Annotated in this window: 15 protein-coding genes and 2 pseudogenes; 10 read left to right on the top strand and 7 right to left on the bottom strand. The window is 59.8% G+C overall.

Going from position 1 to position 11,494, the window contains the following annotated elements:
* The first annotated feature begins 453 nt into the window (after positions 1-453).
* The 3 genes from AC3WLT_RS36105 to AC3WLT_RS36095 all read left to right on the top strand — a co-directional run bounded on the left by AC3WLT_RS36105 (position 454) and on the right by AC3WLT_RS36095 (position 2,116).
* Positions 454-1,314 (top strand): carbon-nitrogen hydrolase family protein, encoded by an 861-nt coding sequence (locus AC3WLT_RS36105; RefSeq protein WP_492596352.1) that lies wholly within the window; start codon positions 454-456, stop codon positions 1,312-1,314.
* Between the two features lie 55 nt (positions 1,315-1,369).
* Positions 1,370-1,579 (top strand): hypothetical protein, encoded by a 210-nt coding sequence (locus AC3WLT_RS36100; RefSeq protein ID WP_492596349.1) that lies wholly within the window; start codon positions 1,370-1,372, stop codon positions 1,577-1,579.
* A gap of 186 nt (positions 1,580-1,765) precedes the next feature.
* Positions 1,766-2,116 carry an FKBP-type peptidyl-prolyl cis-trans isomerase gene (locus AC3WLT_RS36095; protein ID WP_492596351.1) on the top strand — a complete coding sequence of 117 codons (351 nt, stop codon included), beginning with the start codon at positions 1,766-1,768 and terminating at the stop codon, positions 2,114-2,116.
* Between the two features lie 122 nt (positions 2,117-2,238).
* Here AC3WLT_RS36095 and AC3WLT_RS36090 read toward each other — a convergent pair whose 3' ends face one another.
* Complete coding sequence (locus AC3WLT_RS36090) at positions 2,239-2,472, bottom strand: hypothetical protein (RefSeq protein WP_492596348.1); 234 nt, start codon at positions 2,470-2,472, stop codon at positions 2,239-2,241.
* 437 nt (positions 2,473-2,909) lie between these two features.
* Between AC3WLT_RS36090 and AC3WLT_RS36085 the strand changes: the two genes are divergently transcribed.
* A complete protein-coding gene (locus AC3WLT_RS36085; RefSeq protein ID WP_492596347.1) occupies positions 2,910-3,245 on the top strand; it encodes a DUF6765 family protein in 336 nt (111 codons plus the stop codon).
* On the opposite strand, the gene AC3WLT_RS36080 is transcribed toward AC3WLT_RS36085, so the two are convergent.
* Entirely contained in the window at positions 3,224-3,469 is a 246-nt protein-coding gene (locus tag AC3WLT_RS36080) for a hypothetical protein (protein ID WP_492596346.1), read from the bottom strand. The genes AC3WLT_RS36085 and AC3WLT_RS36080 overlap by 22 nt on opposite strands.
* A 53-nt stretch (positions 3,470-3,522) precedes the next feature.
* Positions 3,523-3,831 (bottom strand): hypothetical protein, encoded by a 309-nt coding sequence (locus AC3WLT_RS36075; protein WP_492596345.1) that lies wholly within the window; start codon positions 3,829-3,831, stop codon positions 3,523-3,525.
* Between the two features lie 383 nt (positions 3,832-4,214).
* On the opposite strand from AC3WLT_RS36075, the gene AC3WLT_RS36070 reads away from it, so the two are divergent.
* The 3 genes from AC3WLT_RS36070 to AC3WLT_RS36060 all read left to right on the top strand — a co-directional run bounded on the left by AC3WLT_RS36070 (position 4,215) and on the right by AC3WLT_RS36060 (position 6,128).
* Entirely contained in the window at positions 4,215-4,553 is a 339-nt protein-coding gene (locus tag AC3WLT_RS36070) for a hypothetical protein (RefSeq protein WP_492596344.1), read from the top strand.
* Positions 4,554-4,732: 179 nt separating this feature from the next.
* A complete protein-coding gene (locus tag AC3WLT_RS36065; protein WP_492596343.1) occupies positions 4,733-5,620 on the top strand; it encodes an H-NS family nucleoid-associated regulatory protein in 888 nt (295 codons plus the stop codon).
* 22 nt (positions 5,621-5,642) lie between these two features.
* Positions 5,643-6,128 (top strand): hypothetical protein, encoded by a 486-nt coding sequence (locus AC3WLT_RS36060; protein ID WP_492596342.1) that lies wholly within the window; start codon positions 5,643-5,645, stop codon positions 6,126-6,128.
* 239 nt (positions 6,129-6,367) lie between these two features.
* Here AC3WLT_RS36060 and AC3WLT_RS36055 read toward each other — a convergent pair whose 3' ends face one another.
* The 4 genes and pseudogenes from AC3WLT_RS36055 to AC3WLT_RS36040 all read right to left on the bottom strand — a co-directional run.
* On the bottom strand, positions 6,368-6,910 hold the full coding sequence (locus tag AC3WLT_RS36055; RefSeq protein ID WP_492596341.1) for a hypothetical protein: 543 nt from the start codon (positions 6,908-6,910) through the stop codon (positions 6,368-6,370).
* Positions 6,911-7,048: 138 nt separating this feature from the next.
* Positions 7,049-7,696: a response regulator gene (locus AC3WLT_RS36050; RefSeq protein ID WP_492596340.1), complete on the bottom strand. Its 648-nt coding sequence runs from the start codon at positions 7,694-7,696 to the stop codon at positions 7,049-7,051.
* Between the two features lie 2 nt (positions 7,697-7,698).
* The gene (locus AC3WLT_RS36045) at positions 7,699-8,145 is read right to left on the bottom strand and encodes a sensor histidine kinase (protein WP_492596350.1); all 447 of its coding nucleotides are present in this window, start codon (positions 8,143-8,145) and stop codon (positions 7,699-7,701) included.
* A 12-nt stretch (positions 8,146-8,157) separates the two neighbouring features.
* A pseudogene (locus AC3WLT_RS36040) lies at positions 8,158-8,967 on the bottom strand (cache domain-containing protein); the annotation flags it as partial.
* Between AC3WLT_RS36040 and AC3WLT_RS36035 the strand changes: the two are divergent.
* The 3 genes and pseudogenes from AC3WLT_RS36035 to mctP all read left to right on the top strand — a co-directional run.
* Positions 8,848-9,114 (top strand): annotated as a pseudogene (locus AC3WLT_RS36035) (hypothetical protein); the annotation flags it as partial. The pseudogenes AC3WLT_RS36040 and AC3WLT_RS36035 sit on opposite strands and share 120 nt — an antisense overlap.
* 471 nt (positions 9,115-9,585) lie before the next feature.
* Positions 9,586-9,783, top strand: coding sequence for a DUF3311 domain-containing protein (locus AC3WLT_RS36030; protein ID WP_492596339.1), 198 nt, complete (start codon positions 9,586-9,588; stop codon positions 9,781-9,783).
* A complete protein-coding gene (gene mctP / locus AC3WLT_RS36025) occupies positions 9,780-11,261 on the top strand; it encodes a monocarboxylate uptake permease MctP (protein WP_492596338.1) in 1,482 nt (493 codons plus the stop codon). The genes AC3WLT_RS36030 and mctP overlap by 4 nt, the downstream gene beginning before the upstream one ends.
* Positions 11,262-11,494 lie beyond the last annotated feature (233 nt).

Raw genomic sequence — 11,494 nt, 5'->3', positions numbered from 1 at the left:
CACAGTTGCTTCGGTCATAGGACGTTGTTTCCGTTATCGTCTCATGACCTCGGCACACTAAAATTCTGACAGGCTCGTTCTTTGTCACGCTCACGTATCCAACACAAAAGCACAAAAAAGAAGCCGCAAAAGATCCCATCGACAGATATGCCTTCGAACCAAAGGCAATCTCGTCGAGGGGATTACTCAAGACCTCTCACATCCCAACCATCACCCGGCAAAGCGCTCAGGCAACCCTCGCCGCTCCACCTGGATTCCCCGCTTCTGCTCCACCAAAAAAACTTTCTCCCCGGCAGCATTGTCATTCTCACGCGCGCCACCGCTAAAACGCGTTCGCATCTTCGCACTGGCACATGGAGCGCCGGCCGTGTTTAAAATGTCATGGCTTCGCGCGCGCTGATGTTCGACAAACGCTCGCTCGCATACCGCAACGGTCCATTCATAACGGAGTTCGTGTTGAATCACAAACAGGCATCGTTCCCTCAAGCGTCATTGCGCATCGCGGCGGCGCAAGCGCAGCCAGTATCCGGCGACGTATCGGCAAACATCGCCAGAACCGTCGAATTGGCCGGCCTCGCCGCCGATAAGGGCGTGAAACTGGTGGTTCTTCCGGAGAAATTCCTGAGCGGCTATGAACCCGACCTGATTGCCGGCGACCCCGCGAAATATGCATTCGATGCACACGACGCACGGCTCGATCCGATCCGTGAAGTCTGCCGGCAGCGCGAGATCGCCGTGGTCGTCGGCGCGGCGACGCGTGGCGTTGGCGGCCTTTACATTTCTTCGCTGGTGTTCAGCCGTTCCGGTGAGTTCATCGAGCCGTATCACAAGCAATATCTTTATAGCGGCGAGACACGGATTTATCGACCGGGCGCGCAAGGCGCGATGCTGGAGATCGACGGCTGGCGGCTCGCACTCGGCGTCTGCTATGACTCGGGTTTTCCGGAACACGCGCGCGTTGCAGCAACAAACGGCGCCCACGCGTATCTGGTGAGCGCGCTCTTCAGCGTGAAGACCGGCTATCACCAGTCGCGCCTCTGGTTTCCCGCGCGCGCTTTCGACAACACCATGTATGTGCTGATGTCGAATCACGTCGGCACGACGGGCGGCTGGCAGACGTGCGGCGCAAGCGCTATCTGGAGCCCATATGGCGAGGTGGTGGCAGAGGCAAGCCGTGAGCACGAAGAGGTGATTGCGGCGCTACTCGATCCGGCGGTTCTGGCCGATGTGCGCGAGCGTGAAACGGTGCTCGCGGATTTCAACGCGCGCGGCGACGAGACGCCGCGCGCCTACGCCGTGCATCGTCTGGACTAAAGGCACCGGATTCAAAGCGCAGGCGGAACGCTCGCTGGCCAACAAGCGCGTAACGGTGCTCACACTCACCGGCGCCGGCCGCATCGCTCATGAACAGGCGCGCGTGAGCGGGCAACGCTACAACGCTGAGTTTGCGTCGTATCCAGGCGATGAAGAAGCGCACTTGCTCGACGGCTTGCTCAAGCGGATGGAGCAGCGAGCCGTGCAATTGACGCGACGGGAGATCGCGAAACGCGGCCCTCTATTGAGCGAGGCCGCTGAATGAGTTTGTGCGCGCGATCGGATTGCCTGGAACATCGCGAACGGTACGAGACTCATCGCGCCGGTCGAGAACCACCCAAGCCGGTTTGCAGCATGCTATCCGCTACAATGACGCACACTACCCACCTGGAGACTCGCCTTGAAATCTATTGTCGTTCTGGTCGCCGCGGCTGTTCTTTCTTCAACGGCCATGGCCGCTTCACCCGCTACCGAAAAGCTCCCTTCCGGCGTAGTCGTCGAGCACATTACGCAGGGCACGGGCGCCCAGCCCACGGCGGACGATGTCGTGAAGGTCAACTACCGCGGCACGCTCGCCAACGGCACGGAGTTCGACAGCTCCGCGAAGCACGGCGGCCCGGCAACCTTTCCGCTCGGACGAGTGATTCCTTGCTGGACGCAAGGCGTGCAGAAAATGAAGGTCGGCGGCAAAGCCAAATTGACCTGTCCGGCGGCTACCGCCTACGGTGATCGCGGCGTCGGCCCGATTCCGCCGAACAGCGACCTGACGTTTGAGGTCGAACTGGTCGGTATCGTCAAGTGATCGAGCGCCAGCTTCGTTAGGACCAGGCCCTTCTTCGGACACCGAAGCGGGGCTTTTCCTTTTAGGGGTATGGGGTTTGCCCACTGCAATTTATCTGTGGCGAAGCTCGAGGAGACAGGCTGTCATTCACCCGGCGTTGTAAAGAGCATCGATACATAGACAATAGTGGACACCACGATGATGCCGACGCCGACGAACACTTTGGTTCGGTTGAATTCCACACCGCCATTGATCGCCACGCCGATTCCGGCGACCGCCGACAACGTGCCGATGGTGGCAAGTAGCACGTGCACCTTGCTGCGAATAAGCTTGCGCCGTTCTGGACTTGCGCCTTCTCTCCAGCTGTCGAGTTTCATTGAATCATCCTTTACGCCAGAACGCGGTGGCAGTGAAGAACTCAATCAGAGCGTCATGCGATAGAGAGAACACCTGCTTGTATCGCGAGTGGCTGTTCAATTATGCAAAGCATATATGACTCGCCAAACAGTAAAAACAACAACCGGGAAAATCCAGCCTCTGATGGTCGCGATGCTATTCATTCGGTAGCGTGGGGAACGGCGAACGTCTCCCGCTGCGCGAAGCCGGCGGCGCGAACTATGTCGGTAGTGACGAAATGCACGCGCGCGGGGCGCGGCTGGCCTCAAGGAGCGGCAGGCGCGGTCTTTTTTCAAGTCTGAGGTTCAAGTCTGATTGTGCTCAGTCGTTTACTTTCTACTCCCGCGTGGATGTGGAAAGCGCCGCTTTGCGCACTCGAGGAGAACCGCCGTCATTCGCGCCCGTCAGGAGCGCCTGCATGAACATCGACTTTCACTATGGGGTCGTCTATGTCGTTGCCCGCGTTGGCGGGATGACAGCCTGCGAGGCGCTCACGGTGGCGCATGCGTGCCAGTATGTCGACGACGCGACAACCCACGGAATACTGCGTTTTTCAGGCGGCGAGACGTTTGAGCGTTTTGCCACTGCGCACAAGCTTTTCGACTATTCCAACACCGAGAACGATCAGAACACGCTGGTGTGGACGCCGTTTCATTTTCTGCCTGCCGGCTCATGGACTGCGGATCGCGTAAATGAGCCGGCAATAGCACGATCTGTCTGGTATCCGCCAGGTTATTCCGCGTGGGCTGCCTGACGCTGGGCAGCCTGTTCTTCCGCGTGTTTCTTCGCCATGTGTCTTCCCACCAGACAACCGCCTACCGCGCCCACGACCGCGTGGTGCCCGGCATAGTGTCCAGCGACTCCGCCCACCACGGCACCCTTGACGCAGCCGGCCGCGTTCGCCGTGCCGATGGTGGCCGAGGCGGCCGCGGTCAGTGCAATCGCCGTGAGGGCGGCTTTGATAAAGCTGGCTTTCATATGAACGTACCGTGTTGTCGAGTTTTTCGAAGGTGGCGCATTTCTGCGTCGTTTCAATAGCCGCCCCAGCGGCCGCGCTCATGCCATTCATGCTCACGCCATTGCTCGCGGCGCCATTCGCGTTCGCGCCATTCGCGACGCTCGCGCCATTGGCGTGCTCTCCAATCGTCATCGCCGCCATAGGCGACCGCTACCGGAGCCGCTTCGTAGGCAACCGGCGGCGCAACATAAACGGGTGGGGGCGGTGCATAGACGGCAACCGGAATGCCGAGTCCGACGGCCACATTCACGTGCGCCGATGCCACCGACGATGCCGCCAGAACTGCCAGACCAAGTGCCGCGCCAACGATCTTCCTGTTCATTTCCCTTCTCCTTGCGCACCGGGTGCGCTGCATCTGCTTGTTGCCGCTTGTTGCCGGTTTGCTGCTGAGTACGGTTCGGAGTGTAGGAGGGCGATGCGGACACAGGTGAAACAGCTCTGCGAGATTGGTAACGCGGAGTTACCGGGGATTGGGCGAAGGTCAAAACCCCGCGTTGCCGGTAACGGTTGCGGCAATAGCAACGGCAAGGCCTGGTTATCGCGTTTCGTCTTTTGTCAAAGCCGGCTGGTGCGCAATTGCACTCGCACGTTAAAAAAATAGCCGGGCAGGCTTTGAATCTCCGGATGCTTGCCTATAGTAGAAGCGACTATTGCTGTAAGGTACAGTTGCCTGCTTCTGATGATAGGTCCGACGGGGAATCGAAAATGACGCCAACGAACGCTGCGATTTATCGGACCCAGACTTGCACGCCGGAGTCGTTGCGAACGCTTGCCGGCTATCTCGAACTGGCGCTCGACGAAGGCGAAAGCGTGGTTTTGATGCGAATCGGCACAGACGTGCGCAGCGTTTATGTCGGCAACCCGTCCGGTGCATTGGAAGATTTGACGGATCACGGCGTAGTGGCCGCCTTTCAGGCAGAGGAGATGCTGGCGTTGACGCAACTGGGTCTCAACCGGATAACCGCGGATGATCAACAGTACCGGTTCATGCGCAGCGTGAGGTACATTGCCGACCGCCAGGTCGTCGTTTTTACGCCGACGTAAGCGGCTGACCAGCGAATGGAAAGGCAAAAGAATGCGGCTATTGAGCAGTGGCCTTGAAAGGTTCGTACTCCGCTGGATGCGTAATAACCTCAAGCCGATCTCTTTTGAGCTGACCGGATCTGCCTTTCTCCTGCCAATCGTGGCATAGTTCGGTCGATTACCACATAAGGAGCAATCAAATGCCCACGTTAGAGCAAATCCAGGCCAAGCTTAAGAAGCTCCAGGCGCAAGCTGACGTCCTAATCGCGAGGAAGGCAAAACTCGCGGTCGACCAGATTCGCGAACTGATGCTCAAGCATGGTCTGACTACCGCAGATATCGAAGCAAAGGCCAAGGCGAAACGCGACGCGAATGCCGTGCATGGCCGCAATGCGAATGGAAAGGCAAAAGCCGCTGCCAAAGCAAATGGCAATAAGCTGCCCAAATATCGCGACGACAAAACCGGCGCGACCTGGACCGGTCACGGGCGTGCGCCGGGCTGGATTGCCGGCGTGAAAGACCGAACTCAATTTCTGGTCCAGGGCGCCAGCGAACTGAAGTCTGCTGTCAAGGCTTCGGTAACGCGCGCCGCTGCCGGCCGCAAAGGGCAACCTAAAGGCAAACAGCCGCCCAAGTACCGCGACCCGAAAACCGGTGCGACCTGGAGTGGACGTGGTCCGGCGCCGGCCTGGCTCTCGGCGGCCAGGGATCGCAGCAAGTTTCTGATCGACAGCACCGCGGCAGCCAGCGGCACGGTCAGCACGAAGGCGGCAGCCAAAAAAGGCGTGGCAGCGAAAAAGGCCGCAGCCTCCAAAACGGCGTCGAAGAAAACCGGTGCGGCGGCGAAGAACGTAGCGGCAAAGAAAGGCGCTGCAAAGCCGGCTGCGAAGAAGACGGCAACGAAGACCGCAGCGAAGACCGCAGCGAAGACCGCAGCGAAGACCGCAGCGAAGACCGCAGCGAAGACCGCAACGGCGAGCAGGGCGGCAAAAAAAGCTCCGGGCCGCAAGGCGCGTAGTCAGGGCAGCGCCGGCGTAACAGCTACGACTGCGGCGCCGGCAACCTCGACGGCGCAGGCGGGCGCGTGAGCGCAGCGGAGTAGCGAAGTAGATGACTAGCACGCTCGAATCACACCAGCAGGAAGACCAGGTCGTCCTGCTGGACGCTGTTCCTCATCCGGCAGCCGATGCCGCCGAGCCGTTCATAGTCGCTGGTGATCGGCGGGTGATCGTGTCGTATCCGATTGCGGAATCCGACTTCGAACGGTTCGGCCCCTTCGATTCCGACGACGACCCGTTCTGCGCGGTTCTATTTCCGGACGCGGTCTTTCATCGGCTCGGGCCACCCGGCGACGCCGATCTCGACATTCATCCGCTTGCATCACAAGGTTTGAATGCCTATTCGGTTCACGAAGTGACGAATTCGTCGCTTGCCGCCGAGATTTCGGCTGTAGGCTCTGCGGAGCCCACGCGGCGCCATTTCGTGATCACGTTTCTGGACTCGACGTTCGAATGCGTGGCGTCGGACTGCACGGTGGTCGGCGTATTTGGCGCGGGTGAAATTGCCAGCAGGGAAGCCTTTTCGCTGGTCCGCTAGCGGCATTGATCACTACCGTTCCTTTCCCGCGCGCCTGCATCGCCCGAAAGCTTTTGCACTGTTTCGGGCGCTGCCGGCTATGCAACACCGACGCGATGGCCGTACAACTCAATGCGGCTTGCACGCAATGACCGCACTACTCAATATGGATTGCACGGAATGACGAATTTCCAGATCAATGCATGAATGCATGCTCAAGGATTTTTTTGGGAATTATTTTTGAAATGTGCATAAGTTGCTTAGTTGCCGGGATCGATCACCGGCTTGTCCGGGTCCGCCAGCGTTTTGTACGGTAATTGCGCTGCATGCGGATTCGTGGTCGTGTCGTCGATGACGCGCTCGACGTCCGCGGTTTTCGCGAGTTCCGCCAGAAACGTTTTCTTGTCGAAGCCGGGTGTAACGCAGCCCTGCACGTAAATGAAGCGGCGTTGCAGCGTGAGCCACATTGTCGACTGTTCGCGCCAGTGAGTGGCGTAGCTGATGCTGGCGAGACGCCGCTGAACCGCCTCGGCGATTTCGGCGTCGTAGAGATACGCGTTCGACAAACGGCAGCGGCCTTCCACCCAGCAGCTATTGCCGCGCTCGATCCGGTAATGGCTGTCGTCCAGCCATTCCTTTTCGGTTTCGAGCGGGCCTAAAGGCACCAGGCATCCGCTGATCGCTTTGGAGATCTGGAAAAACGGATCGTGGCCGCGATTGACGCGCTGATCTTCGGCGTGAGCGTGGCACGTGAGCACGCAGATCAGCAGACTTGTCAGCGTGCGGCGGATCGGCTGTTTCATTCCTTTGTCTCCGGTTCTGAGCGCGCCTGGCTTCACGAATTGATGGCGGTGCAGCCGCCCTTAATTGCCAACTCGTCGCCAACTCAGCGCCAACTCAGCGCCAACTCAGCGCCAACTCAGCGCCAACTCAGCGCCAACTCATCCGCGCTTGCGGCGATTCTCGACGGCGAACTTGATCAACTCGGCCTGGCCTTCGATATCGAGCTTGCGTTTCAGATTCAGCCTGTGTGTCTCGACGGTGCGCACGGACAGGTCATTGCGTTGAGCGATCTGTTTGCTCGACAGACCTTCCGCGAGTGCGTCGAGGATATCGCGTTCGCGCGGGGTAAGCCGTTCAATCGGCGATTGCGTCGCGGACGCATGAATCAGACGCGCGCCGAGCCCGGCGCTAAAAAACGTCTTGCCCTCCAGCACCGCGCCGATCGCTTGGATGATTTCCGCGGCGGGCGAGTCCTTCAGCACATAGCCACTGGCGCCCGCCCGCACTGCCTGGGTCACGTATTCGAGGTTGTCGTGCATCGACAGCATCAGCACGCGAATCGCCGGGAAGCGCTCATGAAACATGCCCGCTAGCGCGATGCCGTTCATGCCGTTCATTCCGACATCCATCAGCACGAGATGAGGTTCGTGGCTGGCGGCAAGCGCGAGCGCTTCCTGTGCATTGCCCGCTTCGCCGACGATTTCGAGGTTGCGCACCGCTTCGAGCCGGGCCCGCAAACCGTCGCGCACGAGCGGATGATCGTCGATCAGGATCAGGCGTGCGACGGCGGGTGAGGTGTCGTTCATGGTCAGTGTTCCTGCAAGGCCGGCGAATGCGGCTCGTGTGTTCCCAACGGCACACGCGCGGTGACGATCGTGTGGCCGGATTGCGAGCTGAGGGATAGTTTGCCGCCCAGCGCCTCCAGACGCTCGCGCATATTGCGCAGTCCGACGCCGGCGCGCGGGCTGACGAACGCGTGCGCCACGTCGAAACCGCGTCCATTGTCGGAGATCGACAGCGTGACGGCGTCGCTCGATACTTCCAGCATGAGCGCCGCGTTCGACGCCCGTGCGTGCCGCACGATGTTCGTCAGCGCTTCCTGCGCGATACGGAACAGGACGGTGTTGACGGCGTCCGGCAGCGCCGCGGCGTTCGTATGCATGACCTGCGTGAAGCCGATCTCGATACCCGACTCGTCGCCGAACTCTCGCGTGAGTTGTTCCAGTGCGGCCGCCACGCCGAGGTCGTCGAGCATCGACGGACGCAGCGCATGGGAAATGCGGCGCACTTCGCGCAGCGTATCGCCGAGCCGCGCGAGACTGGTCGATAGCGCGGCTTCCGCCGCGGGCACGCGCACCGCGCTGCGCTCGAAGCGCGCCAGCGCCGATTCCAGCAGCAGCTTGACCGACACCATCATCTGACTGATGCCGTCGTGCAGTTCACGCGATAGCCGCGCGCGTTCGTTTTCCTGCGACTCGACCACCTGCTGCGCGAGCCGCTTCAGTTTCGCGTCGGCGCTGCGGTATTCGGTGACGTTGAGCACCAGCGCGCACAACGCGATCACGGCGAGGCCTGCTAGCGCGATCGCGTCGATCCACTTCATCGTGCGATCGATGTTGGCCGCTGCGCGCTGGTCGATGTGCGCGAGCGTCGTATCCACGTCGTCCAGATATATGCCGGTGCCGATCATCCAGCCCCAGCGTTCGAGCGGCACCACATAGCCGAGCTTCGATGCGAGCTTGCCCGTCGACGGGCGATGCCACACGTAGCGCACGTAGCCGCCGCCATGCGAGGCGGCGGCGAGCAGTTGCTGAATGGTCGGCGTGCCTTGCGGGTCGCGCAGCGCCCACAGATCGCGTCCGACCAGATCGGGCTCGCGCGGATGCATCAACGTGCGGCCGTGCATGTCGTAGACGAAGAAGTAGCCGTCCTGACCGAAATCCATTTTCTCCAGTATGTCGAGCGCGCGGGTGCGCAGCATTGCATCGTCGCGCGCGTTGCCGCGTCCCGCGTTGTAGAGCGGCGCGATCGCGGTGGTCGCGAGCTCGACGTAGTGCTTGAGTTCGATTTCCTTGCTGGCCATGTACGCAGCCTGCGTCGTGGCGTGCTGCGTTTCGGCGAGCGCCGTGGCTTCGTGGCGCACGCCGGTTTCGATGCTGGCGATGGCGGCCAGAAAGGGCACGATAGCCAGCAGGAAGATCTTCGCTTTGAGTTTCATCGTTGAAAAGACGGTCGACGGGCTACGTAGTATTACGTAGCCTGCTTACGTAGTTACGCGCTTGTGAGGACGCTTACGAAGGCGAATACTACATCCCCACGGCGTGCCGCGCCTTTCGGCCGGGCACGCCTTCTGGCGCACTGTCGCGAATCCGGCCCGGCCCGGCATTTTTATAAATCAGCAGGAGACACATGAACCCGGTTTCAGGCTCAGTCCGTGCATCGTCGCAAGGGGAGGGAGTTCGCCTTCGCTACGCCGGTGGCGTGCCTGCGAGCCGGCCATGACCTGCGGTGAGGTCGTTGCGCATTCGTATGAATGTTCGACCGACAAGCTGGATAAGCCGTCACGCCAATCCATTCCCGCGTTGTGCAACAAGCAAACTCCGGTTCCGCCTGCCTGATAACAGGCAACCGGTTTTCCGCGTGCCGGACCACAAGTCATGTCACGCGGTTTCGATAATAGATCTAGGAGAAGTTTGTGGAGACCTCCCAACCGTCCGGCCGTTCATGGCTCTGGCTCATCTTGCTGATTCCGTACATCGCGTTGTTGTGGCTGCCGTTCTATAACGACACGCGTCCCTCGTTCGCCGGCTTTCCGTTCTTCTACTGGTATCAGTTCCTGTGGGTGCCGTTGACCTCGCTGCTGATTTACGTCGTGTATCGAGGTGTCAAATGAGCGATCTGAATCCTGTGAATCCGGTTGCGATGACCGTCTTTATCGCGTTCTTTGTTCTCGTCACCGTGATCGGTTTTTTTGCCGCGCGCTGGAAGCGGGGCGACCTGACGCAATTGCATGAGTGGGGTTTGGGCGGCCGCCAGTTCGGCACGGTGATTTCGTGGTTCCTGGTGGGCGGCGACTTCTACACCGCCTATACCGTGATCGCGGTGCCCGCGCTCGTGTATTCGGTGGGGGCGTATGGCTTCTTCGCATTGCCGTACACGATCATTGTCTATCCGTTTGTGTTCGCGGTGATGCCGAGGTTGTGGAAAGTCGCGAAGGAGAAGGACCACATCACGGCGGCCGACTACGTGGAGGGCGAATACGGCGGCAAGTGGTTCCCCGCGGCGGTCGCGCTGACCGGCATTGTCGCGACGATGCCGTATATCGCGCTGCAACTGGTGGGCATGCAGGTCGTGATCAAGGGCTTGGGCGTGAGCGGCGAAATGCCGTTGATCGTCGCCTTCGTGATTCTTGCGTTGTACACGTATGCCAGCGGCTTGCGGGCGCCGGCGATGATCGCGTTCGTGAAGGACATCATGATCTACATCGTCGTGATCGCGGCGGTGTGGCTGATTCCGTCGAAGCTCGGCGGCTACGCACATGTGTTCGACGCGGCCGATACGTATTTCAAGGCCAAGGGCGGTGCAACCGGCGTCATCCTGAAGCCGGCGCAGTTCACTGCTTATGCATCGCTTGCCTTGGGCTCGGCGCTGGCGGCATTCATGTATCCGCATACGATGACGGCGGTGTTGTCGTCTTCTTCCGTGAGCACGGTGCGTAAGAATGCGATTTTCTTGCCGGCTTACACGTTGTTGCTCGGACTGATTGCGTTGCTTGGGTATATGGCGATTGCGGCGGGCGTGCATGTGAAGTCGGCTTCGGACATGGTGCCGGCGCTGTTCAACACGCTGTTCCCATCGTGGTTTGTCGGTTTTGCGGCGGCGGCGATTGCGATTAGCGCGTTGGTGCCTGCGGCGATCATGTCGATTGGGGCGGCCAATCTGTTCACGCGGAATTTGTGGCGTCCTCTCGTCTCGCCGGATATCACGCCGGCGGCGGAGGCTTCTACGGCGAAGATCGTTTCTTTGGTCGTGAAGTTCGGCGCGCTGTTGTTTATTGTGTTTTTGCCTACGCAGTATGCGATTGATTTGCAGTTGCTCGGTGGGGTTTGGATTTTGCAGATCTTTCCGGCTATTGTGTTTTCCTTGTATACGCGGCGGTTGAACACGCAGGGGTTGTTCCTGGGGTGGCTTGTCGGGATTGTGATCGGGACGGGTATGGCTGTTTCTCAAGGGCTCAAGCCGGTGTTTGCCTTGCACTTTGGCGACGCTGTCTATCCGGTTTATATCGGGTTGATCGCGCTTGTGGCTAACGTTGTTGTTAGTTTTGGGGTTTCTGTTCTGTCTCCTCGGAGAGTTGTCGCTGTTGTTTGAGGTTTTTTTTTGCCGGGCCGGCGCTTGTTGTTTGTTTGCCTACGGCGTTGGTCTTGGCTGGTTTTTTTTGCCTTTGCGGCGCTTATTGTCTGTTTGCCTACGGTGTTGGCCTTTCTTGATTTTTTGCCCGTGCGGCACTTATGGTGGTATTGCCTGCGGCGTTGGCCTTTCCTTGATTTGATATTGGTTTATTAGCTTTCCCCCTGTGCGGGGGAGCACCTACTTTTCTTTGC

Source organism: Paraburkholderia sp. FW306-2-2C-D06C, from assembly GCF_058781505.1.
This window is presented reverse-complemented; position numbering and strand designations above follow the sequence as displayed.